At 61.6% G+C, this 18,496-nt stretch carries 16 protein-coding genes and 1 pseudogene; 11 read left to right on the plus strand and 6 right to left on the minus strand.

Features of this window, described 5'->3' with window-relative positions; genetic code table 11:
• The first annotated feature begins 9 nt into the window (after positions 1-9).
• Positions 10-933: a LysR family transcriptional regulator gene (locus tag GVN17_RS09400; RefSeq protein ID WP_166595170.1), complete on the plus strand. Its 924-nt coding sequence runs from the start codon at positions 10-12 to the stop codon at positions 931-933.
• Positions 934-946: 13 nt separating this feature from the next.
• A complete protein-coding gene (locus GVN17_RS09405; RefSeq protein ID WP_166594978.1) occupies positions 947-1,507 on the plus strand; it encodes a cysteine hydrolase family protein in 561 nt (186 codons plus the stop codon).
• A gap of 209 nt (positions 1,508-1,716) precedes the next feature.
• Here GVN17_RS09405 and GVN17_RS29905 read toward each other — a convergent pair whose 3' ends face one another.
• Complete coding sequence (locus tag GVN17_RS29905; protein ID WP_371928524.1) at positions 1,717-2,454, minus strand: methyl-accepting chemotaxis protein; 738 nt, start codon at positions 2,452-2,454, stop codon at positions 1,717-1,719.
• 120 nt (positions 2,455-2,574) lie between these two features.
• Positions 2,575-3,654: pseudogene (locus tag GVN17_RS29910) on the minus strand (cache domain-containing protein); the annotation flags it as partial.
• A gap of 421 nt (positions 3,655-4,075) precedes the next feature.
• On the opposite strand from GVN17_RS29910, the gene GVN17_RS09415 reads away from it, so the two are divergent.
• From GVN17_RS09415 to GVN17_RS09430, 4 genes are read left to right on the plus strand one after another with little or no spacing between them, the layout of a single operon-like run.
• A complete protein-coding gene (locus GVN17_RS09415; RefSeq protein ID WP_166594980.1) occupies positions 4,076-5,047 on the plus strand; it encodes an NAD-dependent epimerase in 972 nt (323 codons plus the stop codon).
• A 33-nt stretch (positions 5,048-5,080) separates the two neighbouring features.
• Positions 5,081-5,824, plus strand: a complete 744-nt coding sequence (locus GVN17_RS09420; RefSeq protein ID WP_166594981.1) for a glycosyltransferase family 2 protein — start codon at positions 5,081-5,083, stop codon at positions 5,822-5,824.
• Between the two features lies 1 nt (position 5,825).
• Positions 5,826-6,119 carry a lipid-A-disaccharide synthase N-terminal domain-containing protein gene (locus GVN17_RS09425; protein WP_166594982.1) on the plus strand — a complete coding sequence of 98 codons (294 nt, stop codon included), beginning with the start codon at positions 5,826-5,828 and terminating at the stop codon, positions 6,117-6,119.
• 3 nt (positions 6,120-6,122) lie between these two features.
• Positions 6,123-7,646 carry a glycosyltransferase family 39 protein gene (locus tag GVN17_RS09430; RefSeq protein ID WP_166594983.1) on the plus strand — a complete coding sequence of 508 codons (1,524 nt, stop codon included), beginning with the start codon at positions 6,123-6,125 and terminating at the stop codon, positions 7,644-7,646.
• Positions 7,647-7,652: 6 nt separating this feature from the next.
• Here GVN17_RS09430 and GVN17_RS09435 read toward each other — a convergent pair whose 3' ends face one another.
• The gene (locus GVN17_RS09435; protein ID WP_166594984.1) at positions 7,653-9,098 is read right to left on the minus strand and encodes a SulP family inorganic anion transporter; all 1,446 of its coding nucleotides are present in this window, start codon (positions 9,096-9,098) and stop codon (positions 7,653-7,655) included.
• Positions 9,099-9,481: 383 nt separating this feature from the next.
• Here GVN17_RS09435 and GVN17_RS09440 point away from each other — a divergent pair, with 383 nt between their 5' ends.
• The gene (locus GVN17_RS09440; protein WP_166594985.1) at positions 9,482-10,690 is read left to right on the plus strand and encodes an MFS transporter; all 1,209 of its coding nucleotides are present in this window, start codon (positions 9,482-9,484) and stop codon (positions 10,688-10,690) included.
• Between the two features lie 9 nt (positions 10,691-10,699).
• Positions 10,700-11,821 carry a cell division protein ZapE gene (zapE, locus tag GVN17_RS09445; RefSeq protein ID WP_166594986.1) on the plus strand — a complete coding sequence of 374 codons (1,122 nt, stop codon included), beginning with the start codon at positions 10,700-10,702 and terminating at the stop codon, positions 11,819-11,821.
• 248 nt (positions 11,822-12,069) lie between these two features.
• Here the strand turns inward: zapE and rarD are convergent, their stop codons facing one another.
• Positions 12,070-12,954 (minus strand): EamA family transporter RarD, encoded by an 885-nt coding sequence (gene rarD / locus GVN17_RS09450; RefSeq protein WP_166594987.1) that lies wholly within the window; start codon positions 12,952-12,954, stop codon positions 12,070-12,072.
• A 268-nt stretch (positions 12,955-13,222) separates the two neighbouring features.
• Here rarD and GVN17_RS09455 point away from each other — a divergent pair, with 268 nt between their 5' ends.
• A complete protein-coding gene (locus GVN17_RS09455; protein ID WP_166594988.1) occupies positions 13,223-13,864 on the plus strand; it encodes an HD domain-containing protein in 642 nt (213 codons plus the stop codon).
• Between the two features lie 293 nt (positions 13,865-14,157).
• Entirely contained in the window at positions 14,158-15,309 is a 1,152-nt protein-coding gene (locus GVN17_RS09460) for an MFS transporter (protein WP_166594989.1), read from the plus strand.
• A gap of 229 nt (positions 15,310-15,538) precedes the next feature.
• Here GVN17_RS09460 and GVN17_RS09465 read toward each other — a convergent pair whose 3' ends face one another.
• Entirely contained in the window at positions 15,539-15,973 is a 435-nt protein-coding gene (locus tag GVN17_RS09465) for a carboxymuconolactone decarboxylase family protein (RefSeq protein WP_166594990.1), read from the minus strand.
• Between the two features lie 238 nt (positions 15,974-16,211).
• Between GVN17_RS09465 and GVN17_RS09470 the strand changes: the two genes are divergently transcribed.
• Positions 16,212-17,090 (plus strand): alpha/beta fold hydrolase, encoded by an 879-nt coding sequence (locus tag GVN17_RS09470; RefSeq protein ID WP_166594991.1) that lies wholly within the window; start codon positions 16,212-16,214, stop codon positions 17,088-17,090.
• Positions 17,091-17,322: 232 nt separating this feature from the next.
• Here GVN17_RS09470 and GVN17_RS09475 read toward each other — a convergent pair whose 3' ends face one another.
• Entirely contained in the window at positions 17,323-18,249 is a 927-nt protein-coding gene (locus GVN17_RS09475; protein ID WP_166594992.1) for a LysR family transcriptional regulator, read from the minus strand.
• Between the last annotated feature and the right edge of the window lie 247 nt (positions 18,250-18,496).

An 18,496-nucleotide genomic window follows, 5' to 3' on the forward strand; every position in this document is an offset into this window, starting at 1 on the left:
ATGAGTGCGATGGAAAACTTCAGCAGTATCGAATGCTTCGTCCGCAGTGCCGAGGTCGGTAGCTTTGCCGAAGCCGCGCGCCGTCTGAGCCTGACGCCTGCCGCCGTGGGCAAGAGCGTCGCCAAGCTGGAGACGCGGCTGGGCGTGCGGCTGTTCCAGCGTAGTACGCGTCGGCTGACTCTGACGGAAGCAGGGCAACGATTTCTCGGCGAGGTGCGCACCAGCTTCAACACGATCCAGAACGCCGTGGCCAATCTGGCCAGTGCCGAGGGCAGTCCGGCGGGCACATTGAAGGTCAGCGTCGGGACGATTTTCGGGTGCTTATACGTGGTGCCTTTGTTGGGCGAGTTTTTGCGGCGTTATCCGGCGATCACCCCGGACTGGCATTTCGATAACCGCCAGGTGGATCTGATCGGTCAGGGCTTCGACGCGGCCATCGGTGGTGGGTTCGACCTGCCCCAAGGCGTCGTCGCGCGCAAGCTCGCGCCCGCTCACCGTGTGCTGGTGGCCTCGCCGGAGTGGCTTGATGCTCATCCGAACCTGCGTCATCCCGATGAGTTGAGCGAGTGCGACGGCATTCTGATCCGCTCGCCACAGACCGGCCGTATCCGCTCCTGGCCGCTGACCCACCGCAATCAGGAGCAGACATCGCTGCGCCTCAAACTGCGCATGACCATGAGCGATTCGGAAGCAGCCTGTCTGGCGGCCGGGCAGAGCCTCGGCGTGGCGCTGGTGAGCATGCCCTTCGCGGTGCCGTACCTGCGCAGCGGCGCGTTGCGGCGGGTGTTGCCCGATTGGTACGTCGAGGACGGCCACGTCTGCATTTATTACAGTGAGCACAAGTTGCTGCCCGGCAAGACCCGGGCCTTTGTCGATTTCATCATCGAGCAGTTTGCCGAACAGCAGTGGGCGCGGCATTTCAGCGCCATTTGATTAAGAGGGCACGATGGATATTTCCCGCAAGGCCGCGTTGGTCATCATCGACATGCAACAGGGCATCAACCATCCAAAGCTGGGACGGCGCAACAACCCGGAGGCCGAGCAACGGATGCTGGCGTTGCTCGCCGCGTGGCGCGACAGCGGGCGCACGGTGATTCATGTCCGGCATTTTTCCCGTTCACCGGATTCGGTGTTCTGGCCCCAGCAGTCTGGAGTCGAATTCCAGCCTGAGTTTTTGCCTTGGGACGGGGAAGGGGAGCTGCATAAGCAGGTGCCGGACGCGTTCTGCCATTCGGCGCTGGAAGGCTGGTTGCGGGCGGACGGGATCAATCAGGTGGTGATTGTCGGCGTGGTGACCAACAACTCGGTGGAGTCCACGGCCCGCACGGGAGGCAATCTGGGGTTTGAGGTGATCGTGCCCCATGACGCCTGTTACACGTTCGATGGCTCGGATTTTTTTGGCAAGGCGCGCAGTGCCGAGGACATTCATGCCATTTCATTAGGGAACCTGCACGGGGAGTATGCGCAGGTGGTGGCGACCGAGGGTATTCTGCGGGGGCTCCTCTAGCCACACGACTTTGCTGGCGATTTTTCGGACGTCACCGTCAGCTAGCCGTGCTACCACAGGGGTACATGTATACAGCGAACCTCTGTAGGAGCGAATTCATTCGCGAGGCGGCGGTGCATCTGACACTTCTGGGCCGCCTGGGTGATTTTTCGCGAATGAATTCGCTCCTACAGGTTGAGTGTTCCGGCCATGAAAGGTGTGTGACTCCTCTATAGCCTGAACCGCGCCATCTGCGCGGCGAGGTGTTCGGCCTTCTGCGACAACTTCTGGCAGTCCTCGCGGCAGGTCTTCACGTCGCTGACGGTGGATTGCGCCAGGTCGGCGATGCCCTGCACGTTGCGGTTGATCTCTTCGGTCACGGTGCTTTGTTCTTCCGTGGCCGCCGCGACCTGATGGTTGCGGTCGGTGAGTTCTTCGACGTGCCCGGCGATGGCGTCCAGCGAATGACCGGTGCGGCGACTGGCTTCAACGCCGGTGCCCGTGGCGGCCTGACCGGCGCGCATCGACGTCACGGCCTGATCGGCGCCGGTTTTCAGCTCGCCCATCATCTGCTGAATTTCCGTGGTCGCGCTCTGGGTGCGACCGGCCAGCGTCCGGACTTCATCGGCAACCACGGCAAAACCACGGCCCATTTCCCCCGCGCGAGCCGCTTCGATGGCCGCGTTCAGGGCCAGCAGGTTGGTCTGTTCGGAAATGCTGCGAATCACGCTCAGCACCTGATCGATCGTCGAGATCTGCGTCGCGAGGTTTTCCACCGCACCCGCTGCCGTGCCGACGCCATCGGACATGCTTTGAATGTGGTTGATGGATTCGCCGACCACGCGTTTGGCCGACACCGCTTCCTGATGGGTATTACGCGAAACATCGGCAGCGGCACCGGCATTGCGGGCGATTTCTTGCACGGTCAGGCCCATTTCGTGAACGGCGGTGGCGACCATGTCCGTCATCTGTTGCTGCTTGAGCGCGCGGGTCGAGGTGCTGTCCACCACCCGCGCCACGTCCACCACGCTGTGCCGCACCTGCTCGGTGGTCTGCAGCACGTCGCCGATCAGCAGGCGCAGGCTTTCGATGAAACGGTTGAAGCCCCGGGCCAGATCGCCCAGTTCGTTGGCGCGGCTGTCATCCAGACGGCGGGTCAGGTCACCCTGGCCGCCGCCGATGTCCACCAGCGCGTTCGTCACTTGCTGAATCGGCCGGACGATGCCCCGCGCAATCCAGGCGACAAAACCGAGGAAGCACAGCACCACCGCGAGGCTGATCGCTGAAATCGTCGTCAGCGCCTCTTTCGCCGGGCCATAGACTTCGGCCAGCGGCACTTCGCTCACCAGCGTCCAGCCGAGTGAATCCACAGGTTTGGCGACCGCCACGTAAGGCTCGCCGCCGCGCTCGAACTCCAGCGCCTGACCCTTGCCGCTCTGGCTGAGCAGGGTGCGGGAAGCCGCATCGCCCACCAGTTGCGTCAGCGATTCGCGATCGTTGAAATCAGCGTTCGGGTGCACCTTGATCTTGCCATCGGGGCTGACCAGGTACACCTGACCCTCTTTGCCGAAGTGGAAATCACGGACCATTTGCGACAGCGCGCTCATGCTGAAACCCAGGCCCGCCACGCCGACCACGGTGCCGTTGTGCTCGATGCGCTGGTTAATGAACAGCGTCGGCACCTTGGTCGTGGCGTCGATATCGATGTCCAGCGAGCGACGCTTGTTGCTGTCGAGGAAACCGTAGAACCAGTCGTTGTCCGCCGGGCCGCGTTGCAGGGTGCGGTCAGCGCCTTTGTTGGTGATGTAGTGGCCGCTGTCCTTGGCGACGATGAAGGTGGTCAGCGCGTTGTGCTGTTCCTTGATCTTCGCCAGGTAGCGGATGAAGGCCGCCTGTTGCGCAGGATCTTCGCCATTGCCGAGCCAGTCCGAGACCAGCGTGTTGTCGCCGATGTCGCTGGCCGCCGTAAGAGGCGCCGCCAACAGCCGTTCGAGGTCGTTGCGGATAGCATCGACGCTGGCAGGCATGGCTTGTTGCAGCAGATAACGATCAGTCAGTTTGTTCAGGGCAAAGGCGTAGATGCCAATCACGATCAGGCTGCTGATCACCAGCGCGGCCCCCATGCTCAGGGTCAATTGCCACTGAATACTCTTTCGCCAGACAGGCATGGAAAACTCCGCAAATACGCGCGCACAACCACGATGGAACAGTGCTGGTGGGTCGGGCGGAGCAATAAATGGGCCATGAAACTGATCGAGTGGTCAGATTATGAAGACCATACACGTCCGTAACCCTCTGATTCACAGGTCGTGATCCGTCTGACGTTTTGTTTCAAAAGGATTTCAAAGATAAGTTGTGTACAAAAAATGAGTATTTTTGGAACAAAAATAATGCGGTGCCCATGCGCCTTGCGCGAGAAGCGTGCACTAAGCGCTCGCCGCTGCCATTTGGCTGACGCGCATGTGCACCGGCCTGCTCAGGCCGTCGTCGTTCCGTCATCTGCCACACACAAAACGGTCATTCGCGATTGATATAAGCCTCTGCAACTGAAAAAACATGTCATTCCCGCAGAGCCATGGACGTGAGCGCATGAAAATACTGATCACCGGGGCCGCAGGTTTCATCGGCTATCACACGGCAAAGCGTCTGTGCCGTGACGGTCATCAGGTCGTGGGGATCGACAACCTCAACAGCTATTACAGCGTCGAGCTGAAAAAGGCGCGGCTCGCGCAGTTGGCCCCGCACGGCAACTTCCAGTTTCAGAAGCTGGACTTGACGGACAAGCAAGGTCTGCTGGACGTGTTCGCCGAGCAGCGTTTCGACCGGGTCATTCACTTGGCCGCCCAAGCGGGCGTGCGTTACTCCATCGACAGCCCCGACACCTACGCGCAAAGCAATCTAGTGGGGTTTCTCAACGTGTTGGAAGCCTGCCGGGCTCACACGCCGGCCCATCTGATTTATGCCTCTAGCAGCTCGGTCTATGGGCTCAACCAGAAGCTGCCTTATGCCACCGGCGACGCGGTGGACCAGCCGATTTCCTTCTATGCCGCGACCAAACGCGCCAACGAGCTGATGGCGCATTCCTACGCACACCTCTATGGCATTCCTACCACCGGCCTGCGCTTTTTTACCGTGTACGGCCCGTGGGGAAGGCCGGACATGGCGCTGTTCAAGTTCACTGACGCGATCCTCAAGGGCCGTCCCATCGAGGTCTACAACGACGGTGCCATGTCCCGGGATTTCACCTACATCGACGACATCGTCGAAGCCCTGGTGCGCCTGATCCCGTTGCCGCCCGAGGCCGCAAACGGTGCGCCGAACAAGGTCTACAACATCGGCTTCGGCTCTCCGGTGAAGCTGCTGGATTTCGTCGAATGCCTCGAAGACGCGCTGAACACGCGAGCCATCAAGCACTTTCTGCCGTTGCAGTCGGGAGACGTGCTCAATACCTGGGCTGACACCCGCGAGCTGGAAGAGCGGGTCGGTTTCCGGCCGCAGGTCACGGTTGCCACCGGTGTGCCGTCGTTCGTCGATTGGTACTGCAGTTATTACCGGGTTTAACCGCTCTCTCTTTTGTCTTTTGCAAGGAATGTCATGCACGCAACCCCTTATGTGTCGGTTCTGATTCCTGCCAAGAACGAAGCAGGCAACCTCATTCCCCTGCTCGAAGAAGTGCGCGCCGCGTTTGCGGACGAAGCATTCGAAGTGATCGTCGTGGACGATGGCAGCACCGACGCCACCGCGGCCCAGTTACGCAGCCTGCAAGACGGCGGGTACAGCCAGCTGCGTGTGCTCAGCCACACCCGCTCCCTGGGGCAGAGCACCTCGGTGTATCACGCCGCCGAAGCGGCACGCGGACTTTGGCTGGCGACGCTGGATGGCGACGGACAGAACGACCCGGCGGACTTGCCCGGCATGCTCGCGCTGGTGCGCGGCTCCGAGGGCAAGCCGGACGGCGTGAAGCTGGTGGCCGGGCATCGGGTCAATCGGCAGGACACCGCAAGCAAGCGTTGGGCGTCGCGTTTCGCCAACAAACTGCGCAGCAGCCTGCTCAAGGACCAGACCCCGGACACCGGCTGCGGTATCAAACTGATCGAGCGCGAGGCGTTTCTGCGCCTGCCGTATTTCGACCACATGCACCGCTTCATTCCGGCACTGATCCGCCGCCACAACGGCCGGATGCTGGTGCACCCGGTCAATCACCGCGAGCGTGGGGCCGGGGTGTCCAACTACGGCAACCTGGACCGCGCGCTGGTGGGCATCCTTGATTTGTTCGGCGTGTGGTGGCTGATCCGCCGCACCCGACTGGACGTGAACGCACGGGAAAGCGAGGTCTGACATGGGCAGAGAATCGTTGTGGCTGGCGGTGGGTTTCATCGGCCAGCTGGCGTTTACCGGGCGTTTCGTCCTGCAGTGGCTGTACAGCGAATACAAGAAGCGCAGCGTGATTCCGGTGGGCTTCTGGTACCTGAGCATCATCGGCAGCGCGCTACTTTTGGCCTACGCGATCTACCGACAGGACCCGGTGTTCATCGTCGGTCAGTCCTTCGGTTTCATCGTGTACCTGCGCAACTTGCAACTGATCGCCAAATTCAAAGAACAGTCAGACGGCGTCGTCGAACAGAAGGATTGAGCCGTGCGGATTCGATTGGCGAACCCTCGCCTGGCGTTGTGGTTTTTTGTCGTATTGTCGGTGTTGCTGTTGGGCGCAGGACTCGGCTGGCGCCAGCCGCTGAACGTCGATGAAGAGCGTTTTCTCGGCGTGGCGCTGGAGATGCTGCAGAACGGCGCCTGGTTCATTCCCCACCGAGCTGGGGAAATTTATGCCGACAAACCGCCGCTGTTCATGTGGACGGTGGCGCTGTTCGTGCAGCTCACCCATTTGCCGAAAGTCGCGTTGTATCTGCCTGCGCTGATCGCGGGAGCGGTGACCACCGGTTGCCTGTATGACTTGGGGCGGCGCTTGTGGAGGCGACGTGTCGGGGTGATTTCGGCGCTGCTGTTTCTCTGCACCTATCAGAGCTACAGCATTCTGCAGACCGGGCAGATCGATGGCTTTCTCGCCTTGTGGACGGTGCTCGGCATTTATGGACTGTGTCGTCACCTGCTGCTCGGGCCGGACTGGCGCTGGTATTACCTCGCCTGTGCTGCAATGGGGTTTGGGATCATCAGCAAGGGGGTGGGATTTCTGCCTGCGTTGATGTTGATTCCTTATGCCTACGCGGCGCGCAAAGGCTGGAGCGGGGTGGTCGCAATGCCCTCCGGCAGCACGAAAAAATGGTGGCTGGGGTTGCTGGTCGCTCTGGCGGCCATCGCTGTGTGGCTGCTGCCGTTGCTGGTGATCGTCGCGCAAGGCAGCACCGACAGCGTCGCCTACGCGCAGGAAATTCTCTTCAGGCAAACGGCAAGTCGTTACGCCAACGCCTGGGATCATCGCGAGCCGTTCTGGTACTTCTTCGTCCAGGTCATCCCCAAATACTGGATTCCGATCCTGTTCATGCTGCCGTGGCTGGTGCCCGCGTGGCGCAAGCAGCTGCTGCGGCACGACGGCCGGGTGCTGGTGTTGCTGGGCTGGGTGGTGTTGGTGCTGGTGTTTTTCAGCATTAGCACCGGCAAGCGCAAGCTGTACATTTTCCCGGCGGTGCCCGCGCTGGTGCTGGTCAGCGCGCCGTTGATCCCGTGGATGCTGCGCCGCTGGTTCAGCAATCGGCCCAAAGGCCGAACAGTGTTCGTTTCGCTGACCGTGCTGTGGTTGTGCGCGTGGTGCGTGCGCGGCTTTGTCGAGCCTCGCCTCGAAGGCATCAATCCTCACGAAAGCATGATGCGCGAGGTGGCCATGGCGACGCAGAACGCTGATCTGGTGCTGGTGGATTGGCGGGAAGGGCATTGGGTCTTCGCCCAGCAGCCACTGGTGCATTTCGGCTTCAAGGACACGCAACCGCTGGAGCATTCGGTGATGTGGCTGCGCATCCATCCGAAGGCTTTCGCGCTGGTGCCTGCGCAAGATATGTCGCGCTGCTACGACCCGCAGAAGGCCCGCAGCGTGGGCGATACGTCCCGCGCCGAATGGTTTCTGGTCGGGGCCGATGCCGACAACGGCCAGTGCCAGGCGGCGCTCCCCGACAAGGCCTACCGCTTCGCCTGGCAAACGCCTCTGTAAACGGCCTCAGGCGTGCTGCACACCGGCACGCTTGAGCAGCTTCTTGCAGCGCTCCGACAAGTGCACCACTCGCAGGTGCTTGCCGGCTTTCTCGTAGCGTTCGCGGAGGGTCATCAGCGCGGCAATCGCCGAGTAGTCGACGAAACGCAGGTGGCGGCAATCCAGCGTGGCGATGGCCGGGTCTTGTGCCGGGTCAAATTGATTGAGAAAGGTCGTGGTCGAGGCGAAGAACAGCGTGCCGTGCAATTGGTACAGCTTGCTGCCGTCGGCTTCGGTGTGGCTGTCAGCGTACAGCTCGCGGGCCTGTTGCCAGGCGAAGTTCAGTGCCGCGATGAGGATGCCGAACAGCACGGCGGTGGCCAGGTCGGTGAGCACCGTGACGATGGTCACGGCGATGATCGCCAGCACGTCGTTCAGCGGCACCTTGCGCAGCACCCGCAACGAGGCCCAAGCGAAAGTCTGCTGCGACACCACGAACATCACGCCCACCAGCGCCGCCAGCGGGATGCGCTCGATGAGCGGCGACAGAAACAGCACGAACATCAGAATCATCACCCCGGCGACGATGCCCGACAGACGCCCGCGACCGCCGGAACTGAGGTTGATCACGGTCTGGCCGATCATCGCGCAACCGCCCATGCCGCCGCACACCCCCGAGGCAATGTTCGCCACGCCCAACGCCACGCACTCGCGGTCCGGGTAGCCGCGGCTTTCGGTGATTTCGTCGGTGAGGTTGAGGGTCAGCAGGGTTTCCAGCAGGCCGACCAGCGCCATGAGAATCGCGTACGGGGCGATGATGCCCAGGGTTTCGAGGTTCCACGGCACGTCCGGCAAAGCCACGCTCGGCAGGCCGCCCGCAATGTGCGCCATGTCGCCGAGGGTGCGGGTTGGCAGGTGGAAGAAGTAAACCAGCAAGCCGACGCCGAGGATCGCGACGAGGGCGGGGGGCACCGAACGGGTCAGGCGCGGCAGCAGGTAGACGACCGCCATGGTCAGCGCGACGAGGCCGAGCATCAGGTACAACGGCGTGCCGCTGAGCCAGTTTTCGCCGCTCTTGAAGTGCTCCAGCTGCGCCATGGCGATGACGATGGCCAGGCCGTTGACGAAGCCGAGCATCACCGGATACGGCACCATCCGCACCAGTTTGCCGAGCCGCAGCAGGCCGAACGCGATCATCACCAGCCCGCCCAGCAACACCGTCGCCAGCAGGTATTGCACGCCGTGTTGCACCACCAGCGCGACAATCACCACCGCCATCGAGCCCGCCGCGCCCGACACCATCCCCGGCCGACCGCCGAACAGCGCGGTCAAGGTGCAAATGATGAACGCGCCATACAGGCCCATCAGCGGGTTGAGGTGCGCGACGAGGGCGAAGGCGATGCACTCAGGAACGAGGGCAAACGAAGTGGTGAGGCCGGCAAGAACGTCGGCGCGCAGGCGAGCGGGTTTCATGGGTTACCTGAAAGAGAAGGCGCAAAGGGTGGGGATGTTACGGAATGTGAGGCGCGAGGTCGATGATAGAGGGCTTCGGCAGAGGCGGGATCGCGGCGAGTCTGACTGTTTTTGATTCTGGCCGGAGGCCGTAGGAGCTGGCTTGCCTGCGATCTGTCGCAAAGCGGCAGTAAAATCAGCCACCTTGGGTGTGTCAGGTTAATTGAGTCGCCGGGGTTTGCTGCCGCTTCGCGCCAGATCGTAGGCAAGCCAACTCCCACGCCTTCGGCAGAAACAGGCATGTGCATGAGGCAAATGAATTTATCTCAGTGTCCAGTCAACCCGGATTGTGTAACGATGTTTGGCCTGAATGAACACCGCTCATTGCCAAGGACAGCACCCCAATGCTCGCCGCGCTCAGACATTACCCTGCCTCCGTCAATCTCCTGCTGTCGTCGTCGCTGTTTCTGACGCTGGGCAGGGCGATCACCTTGCCGTATCTGGTGATTTATCTGTCCTCCAACTTCACCCTTGGCATCAGCGACATCGGCATGATCGTCGGCAGCGCGCTGATCGTCGGCTCGCTGCTGAGCCTGTATGGCGGCTACCTCACCGACAAACTGTCGAGCTACAAGCTGATCCTGTGTTTCACCGGGTTCTTCTTTGTCGGTTTCATCGGCATGTGCCTGACGGGCCGGTTGTGGCTGTTCTTTCTGTTTCTGGTGTCGTTCAATTTCGCCTATTCGGTGATCGACATCGTGGTCAAGGCCGCGTTCGGCAAGCTGCTGCCGGTGGCGGAGCAGAGCAAGGTGTTTTCGGTGCGCTACACGCTGATCAACATCGGCTACGCGGTCGGCCCGTTCATTGGCGCGGGGCTGGCGCACTGGAACATGAAGCTGCCGTTCCTGATGTCGGCAGCGTTGGGGTTGGGCTTTTTTGTGGTGTACGCGATGTACGGTGACCGCAAGCTCAGTTCGGCGGACCCTGCCAACGCGCCCATCTCGTTCCTCGCCGTGGGGCAGATTCTGCTCAAGGATTATCGGCTGGTCTGCTTCACCGTGGGCGGCGTACTCAGCGCGGTGGTGTTCGGTCAGTTCACGGCCTACATCTCGCAGTACCTGGTGACCACAAGCACCCCGGAATTCACTTACAGCGTCATCAGCTCGGTGGTGGCAGTCAACGCGGCGGTGGTGATTTGCTTGCAGTACTTCGTCGGCAAACACATCAGCCATCAGCATCTGAATCAGTGGCTGACAGCCGGTTTCAGCCTGTTCCTGATGGGGGTGGTGGGTTTCGCGATGTCGAGCACCGTGTTGCACTGGTCGCTGGCCGTGGCCGTGTTCACCCTTGGCGAGATCATCGTCTTCCCGGCGGAATACATGTTCATCGACCGCATCGCCCCGACGCATTTGCGCGGGATGTATTACGGCGCGCAGAACCTGTCCAACCTTGGCGGCGCGCTCGGCCCGGTGCTGTGTGGTTTTGCCTTGGCGGCGCAGCCACCGGCGTTCATGTTCTATATGCTGGCGGGCTTCATCGTGGCGGGTGGCTGTTTCTACCTGTTGGGGGCGTCGTACTCCAAGCGCCACGATCCATCCTCCAGCCCGCGGTGACCGGTTTCGATGAGTGCGCTTTCCCCACTGGATGCCTGGCAGCAGGCGGTCGACACACAGGATTTTCAGCCGGACGAGGCCCAGCGCCAGGCTGCGCAGCAATTGCAGGCGTGCTGGCAGGCGCTGCGTGACAGTGGCCCTCGCGACGCGCTCAAGGGCGTGTACCTGTGGGGGCCGGTGGGGCGCGGCAAGACCTGGCTCATGGACCGGTTTTTCGACGGCCTGACCGTGCCCGCCCGACGCCAGCATTTTCATCACTTCATGCGTTGGGTCCATCAGCGGCTGTTCCAGCTGACCGGCGTGCCTCATCCCCTCAATGTGCTGGCCCGCGAACTGCGGCAGGACGTGCGGGTGCTGTGCTTCGACGAACTCTTCGTCAATGACATCGGCGATGCGGTGATCCTCGGCGGGTTGCTGCGGGCGATGTTCGACGAAGGCGTGGTGCTGGTCTGCACCTCCAACCAGTTGCCCGAACAGCTGTACGCTACCGGGCACAACCGCGAACGGTTCGTGCCGGCGATCACGGCGATCAATCAGTTCATGACAGTGGTGTCGGTGGACGGCGGCGAAGACCATCGCCTGCACCCCGGTCAGGCGCAGCAGCGGTACTGGGTGACCCACGAATCGGGGCCGAGCGCGTTGGTCGAGGTCTTCGACACCCTGAGCAACGGCGAGTTGGTGTCGATCCGGCCGGTGCCGTTGGGGCGTCGGCATCTGGCCGTGGTGCGCAGCAGCAAGACCGTGGTCTGGTGCCGTTACAAAGACCTGTGCGAACAGCCCTTGGCGGCGATGGACTTCATCGAATTGTGCGATCGCTACACCGCCGTGCTGGTGAGTGAAGTGCCCGCGTTGAGCGCGCCGCAGCGGGAAGGGCGGATTGCCCGGGGCACCGAGGATGGCGTTGAGCAAGTGGTGGCGGGGGACCGCGAACTGCCCCAACTGTCGCCTTACGATGACGGTGTGCGCCGGTTCATTGCGCTGGTCGACGAATGCTACGACCGCAAAGTGCCGCTGTACGTCGAGGCGGCGCTGCCAATGGAATCGCTGTACACCGAGGGTTACCTGGCCTTCGCCTTTCGCCGGACGTTGAGCCGGTTGCAGGAGATGCAACTGGCGCGGTTTGGGCGATGATGCGCTGACGCTTTTGATTCTGGCCGAAGGCCGTGGGAGCTGGCTTGCCTGCGATCTGTTGCGCAGCAACAGCAAACCCCGACACCTTGGTTGTGTCAGGCACACCGCATTCATCGGTCCTGCTGCCGCTTCGCGGCAGATCGCAGGCAAGCCAGCTCCTACGCCTTCGGCAGAAGCAACTCAGGCACGCCCCACGTTCTGAATTCAGTCCAATCCCTACGCCTCCGGCACAAGCGCAACGGCAGCAATCAGACGCAATTCCGCCGCCGCTGCACCAGCACATGCTTGGCGCCTTCGCCCATCAGCACCATCACCCCGAGCCAGATCGGCAGGTAGGTCATCCATTCATCCCGGCCGATGCTTTCACCCAGCAGCAGCGCCACGCCCACCAGCAACACCGGTTCCACGTAGCTCAACAGCCCGAACACGCTGAACGCCAACAGGCGGCTGGCAAGCAAATAGCTGACCAGCGCCGAGGCACTGATCGCCCCGAGGATCGGGATCAGCACATAGAAGCGCGGAAATTCCTCGACCACCCCCGGATTGCCCTGGCAGATGAACAGCACCGCCACCGGCAGGATCAGCAGCATGTCCCACCACAGCCCGCCGAGGTTGTCGGTCTTGAGCTTGCGCCGCAGCACGAAGTAGATCGGGTAGCCGCCACACACCAGCAGCGTCTCCCAAGAAAAACTCCCCAAGCGGATCAGCTCGTTGCCGACGCCGACCATCGCGCACGCGGCGGCGATTTTCTGGAAGTAGGACAGCCGCTCGCCATAGACCACGCGGCCCGTGAGAATCATCGTCAGCGGCAGCAGGAAATACCCCAGCGACACCTCCAGACTGCGCCCATGCAGCGGCGCCCACAGAAACAGCCACAGTTGCACGCCCATCAGCGCGGCGGACAGCATCATCGCGCCCAGCAATGCTGGCGTCTGGCGTATGCGGTTCGTCATGGCGCGCACCAGTTTCCAGTCGCCGCTGGACAGCATGAACACCGTGACGCAGGGCAGGGTCAGCAGCATGCGCCAACCGAATATTTCTTCTCCACTCAAAGGTTTCAGCAATGAGGTGTAGTAGTACATGACCGCGAAGAGGCAGGAGGCCATGACCGATAACGCAACACCCTTGTACACAGGGGCTCCTTGGTTCGGTTCAAAAGGACAGGGTTTGGACGCGCAACCCGTGCCAGGCTCTGATGGCCCGCTTGCAGGAAGCGGCGCACAGTCTAGCCGAACCCCCGACCGCCGTTCGCTCGCATTCTGGTAAACCCAAGGTCCGCTGGCAGTAAACGATGCACGTTTGGCAGAGAACGAGACCGTGCGCTCGTTGAGGCAAAAATGACTGTCCCGGAGAATTGTCCTCAACGCGCCACACCGGCGCCGCTGACTGAGGACAACCCCCATGACCCAAGAAATCGCCGGTATCAAAATCCCTGACAGCGCCCTGGCCCGCGCCACCACCGAATACATCCGTGATGAAGAAGACGACCTGCTGTTCAACCACAGCCGTCGGGTGTTTCTGTGGGGCGCGTTGACCGGTGAGCGCAAAGGCCTCAAATACGACGCCGAGCAGCTGTACGTCGGCGCGATGTTCCATGACCTGGGCCTGGTGAAAAAACACAGCAGCCCGGACCTGCGTTTTGAAGTGGACAGTGCCAACGCAGCCCGTGCGTTCGCCAAGCCGTTCGGGTTGTCGGAAGGCGATCTGGAACAGGTCTGGTTGTCCATCGCGCTGCACACCACGCCGGGCGTTCCCGAGCACCTGCGGCCGAACGTTGCGCTGGTGACGGCCGGTGTTGAAATGGACGTGCTGGGCATCAATTACGACCAGTTCAGCGACCAGCAGCGCGAAGTCGTGACCCATGCCCACCCGCGTGGCGAAGAATTCAAGGAGTGCATCCTGTGCGCCTTCGCCGACGGCTTCCGCCATAAGCCAGACACGACCTTCGGCACCGTGAACGCCGATGTGCTGGTGGACGAAGATCCGAAGTTCAAACCATTGAATTTCGTCAACATCATTCGTCAGTCGCCTTGGAAGGCGTAACGAGTACGCGGTAATGATCTGTGGAAGCGAATTTATTCGCGAAGCGGTTTTTCATCCGAGAGAGAGGTGTCGGATGGACTCCCTCTCGCGAATGAATTCGCTCCCACAGTTTTTGCGCCCGGCAGAACGTTTGCAGGGAGGGCAGGATCGGCATTCCGTATTCGATTGGCCTGCCTGAGGCATTCCTGAGGCATCACCCCTCGACATTCCTTCTTCGGCATTCGCCCGTGCTTTGTTAGGCTTTCGTTTGGTTGGCTCATGACGGGCCGACATGTTTGCAAAGGGAGCGGCGAATGACCTCCATCGGCACCGCGGCACCGGTCGTGCCTGGGCGGCTGGAACAGTTTTCCACCCGGGTGGCGTTTTTCATCACCGGGTTCAGCATTTCCGCGTGGGCGCCGCTGGTGCCTTACGCCAAGAGCCGCCTGGGTCTGGACGACGCGAGCCTCGGCCTGCTGCTGTTGTGCCTGGGCATCGGCTCGATTCTTTCCATGCCACTGGCTGGCGCTATGACCGTGCGTTATGGCTGTCGGCGCATCATCGTCGTGGTCGGCAGCCTCGCCTGCTTGTGCCTTCCCTTGCTCGCGACCCTCACGAGTGTGCCGCTGATGGTGGCGACGCTGTTCGTCTACGGCGCCAGCATGGGCGCCTTGGGGTGCGTCACCAACATTCAGGCAATCATCGTCGAACGGGCCAGCGGCAAGACCATGATGTCGGGCTTTCACGGCCTGTTCAGTTGTGGGGGGATTCTCGGCGCGGCAGGCGTTTCTGCGCTGTTGAGCGTGGGCGTCTGGCCGTGGCTGACGATGACGTTGGTCGCGGTGTTCATTGGCCTCGCACTCTATAAAGCAGGCCCAAACATGCTCGGTTACGGCAGCGAAGCGGGCGGTCCGGCGTTCGCGATTCCCCATGGCGTCGTGCTGTTCATCGGCCTGATGTGCTTCACCGTGTTCCTCACCGAAGGCGCGATGCTCGACTGGAGCGCGGTGTTCCTCAGCGCCCAGCGGGGCGTCGAACCGTCCTACGCCGGGTTCGGCTACGCAGTGTTCGCCCTGGCCATGGCCATCGGCCGATTGTGCGGCGACCCCGTCGTGCGCCGCTTGGGCGTGCACAAGATCATCCTGTTCGGCGGGCTGTGCGCGGCGGTCGGCATGGCCGTGGCGACGTTGCTCCCCTATTGGCAGGCCGCGTTGTGCGGCTACGCGCTGGTGGGCATCGGCTGTTCCAACATCGTGCCGGTGTTCTACAGCGCGGTGGGGCGGCAGAAGACCATGCCGGAAAACGTCGCGGTTCCGGCCATCACGACCCTGGGTTACATCGGCATTCTGATGGGCCCGGCAGGCATCGGTTTCGTCGCCCACCTCAGCAGCCTCGGCGTGGCGTTCCTCATCATCGCGGTGATGCTGTTAGGCGTTGCAATCAGTGGTCGCTACCTTCGGGTGTAGCGGCTTTCAGCTTCGAGCTTCGAGCTTCGAGCTACAAGCTACAAGCTACAAGCTACAAGCGGGCGTTGCGTCGACTTCTTGCAGCTCGCGGCTTAAAGCTTGTCGCTGCTTCAAGTCGCAGCGACGAGATTCAAACCAGAAGCCATGATCGCCGTCGCGCCGCCCTCTTGCAGCTTGCAGCTCACAACTCGTCGCTGCCCCTCTTGCAGCTCAAAGCTCGTAGCTGCGACTAGGGCGTCATGGCAAAGCCCACCCCAAACCGGTTCCACGCGTTGATGGTGGCGATGGCCAAGGTGATGTTGGCGACTTCTTTTTCGCTGTAATGCTCTAGCAGCGCTTCGTACTGATGCTGCGGCGCGTGGTGGATCGACAGTTGGGTCAGGCTTTCGGTCCAGGCCAGAACGGCCTTTTCTTTTTCGGTGAAGAAGTTGGTTTCGGCCCAGACGGTCACGGTTTGCAGGCGGGCTTCGGTTTCGCCAGCCTTGCGGGCGTCGTTGGCGTGCAGGTTGACGCAGTAAGCGCAGCCGTTGATCTGCGAAGCGCGCAGGCGGATCAGTTCCAGCAGGGAATGTTCAAGGCCCGAATTGACCACGGCGTTTTCCAGCGCGGACATGGCTTTGTAGGCTTCCGGCGATTTTTGACCCCAGGCGATGCGCTTGTTCATGTGCGTGTGCTCCGTTGGAAAGGTAAGAAATGTCGTTGAACGTGGTGCTACGTTACGCCCAGACAGGCCGGGGCCGAATAGCCAATGGGGTGGGATATCAGGAGACCAATCGCGCCATTCCCGGACGATTGGTCTCCTTGCTGGCAACACGCTTCATGAACGCCGCTGCCACGTTTTGCGGCTTGCCCCGGCCGCTCAGCGATCTAGGATGAGCAGGAATAATCACAAGGAGTCATTCATGTTCGCCGGATTCCAGAAAGACCAGCGCCAGGTCAATGGTGTGCAGATCGCCTACCGCATCGGTGGCAATGGGCCGGGGTTGCTGTTGTTGCACGGGCACCCGCAAACCCATGTCATTTGGCACAAAATCGTCGAGCGGCTGAGTCAGCGTTTCACCGTGGTCGCGGCCGATTTGCGCGGTTACGGCGACAGCGGCAAACCCCTCGCGACGGAGGACCATTCCAGCTACTCCAAACGGGAGATGGGCCGCGACATGGTGGCGTTGATGCGCGAACTCGGGCTGCCGACGTTCTCGATTCTGGCCCACGACCGGGGCGCTCGCGTGGCGCATCGACTGGCGCTGGATCATTCCGATGCCGTCACTCGCATGACCTTGCTCGACATCGCCCCGACGTTGGCGATGTACAGCCAGACCAACGAAGCCTTCGCCCGGGCGTACTGGCACTGGTTCTTCCTGATCCGCCCGGCGCCGCTGCCGGAAACATTGCTGGAAGCCGATCCCGAGCAATACCTGCGCAGTGTCATGGGCAGCCGCAGCGCCGGGTTGACGCCGTTCACCGACGAAGCGTTCGCCGAATACCTGCGCTGCGCCAAGCTACCAGGCACCGCACGTGGGGTTTGTGAGGATTACCGCGCCAGTGCCACCATCGACCTGGAGCACGACCGCGCCGATCTCGACGCAGGCCATCATCTGCAATTGCCGCTGCAGGTGCTGTGGGGTGCGGAAGGTACCGTGGGCAAATGCTTCGACCCTCTGAAAGAATGGCAACAGGTCGCGACCGACGTGCGGGGCAAAGCGTTGCCGGGTGGGCATTACCTGGCGGAAGAAATTCCGGAAGCGCTGATGGCTGAGGTGATGCCGTTTTTGACGTTATAATTGAGGCGAATCAGTCACCGGTGATCCAGATTCGTTTGTGAGTCTTCGTGTGGCGGAAGATCTTCTTCACGCCCCCGATTCTGTGCTGAAGCGCAGTCCTTTGTAGGAGTGAGCTTGCTCGCGATGAGGGATGTGGCATCGATACACATTGGGATGTTGCACCGTTCATCGCGAGCAAGCTCACTCCTACAGGGATGGATATCAGACAGCAGGCAGCAGGCAGCAACAACCTTCAATCCTCACCCGCCTCCAACACAAACCCCTCCGGCATTTCCTGCGCGTATTCATTCACCACCTCCCGCGTCAGCCCGACGATGTCCTCTACCAGTTCCATCCCGGCACCCGTGCGCCAGCTTGCAACGATGTCCATCACTGGTGGCAGGGGCACGTTTTCGATCTGGGTCAACACGCCCTGCGCCAGTTCCCCGCGCACCAGGGTGACCGGCAATGCACCAATACCGAACCCATCGCGCACCAGTCGGGTGATGGCCGAGGCCGAGTTCACGCAGTTGATGCGCGGGGTGATGATGTTCGCCGTGTGCAGCATGTTGAGGATGTCCTGGTGGGGCCGCGAGTTGCGCGAAAACGTGACGATCCGCTCCTGCGCGATCTCTTCCAGCGTCACGTCCGGCCGGTCCAGCGGCGAGCCGGTCGGCACCACCCAGTGCAGCGGATAGCGCGCCAGCATCGCGTTGCGCACGCTGTCGAAACGCAGGATGTCGGTCTGGAAAATGATGTCCTGGTAACCCTTTTCCAACTGCGAACACAGGTTGCTCGCCGTCTCGGCGGTCAGCTCGATTTCCAGATTCGGGTAACACTTCATCAGGCGTGTTACCAACGGACTGAGCCAGGTGTGTATCACCGTATCCATTGCGCCGATGCGGATTCGGCCCCGCACCTGGCTGGGGTCCTTGATCGCCGCCTTCATGTTTTGCAGGGTGTCCATGATGTGCTCGGCGTATTCCAGCACGCGCAATCCTTCGGACGTCAGCGACACGCCCTTCGAGTCCCGCACGAACAATCGCACGCCCATTTCGTCCTCCAGCGCCGCGATCCGGCTGGAAATGGAGGCTTGGGTGCTGAAGAGTTTTTCGGCGGTCAGGCGAAAGCTTTTCAGCCGTGCGACCCAGACGAAGGTTTCCAGAAACTTGAGATTCACCGAGCGATTTCCTTGAGCGATTGAGCGGCGGCGCGGGCAGTCGAAGGCGGCTTTTACCTTCGTCATCTGCGACAGGTGCCTCCTACGGTCAGCAGGTTACATGCCACCGCCCCAACAGAAATTTTTATGAGGCATAGCGGTTTTTTCCCGTTGGACGCCACGCGCCAGCCTGCCGAAAGATGGCCGCCGACACGAGAAAGGTACGACGCCCGGGTTGATTGATATCGCCCCGACCCACGCGTCCAGC

The organism is Pseudomonas sp. SLFW (genome assembly GCF_009905615.1).
Lineage (GTDB): Bacteria > Pseudomonadota > Gammaproteobacteria > Pseudomonadales > Pseudomonadaceae > Aquipseudomonas > Aquipseudomonas bambusae.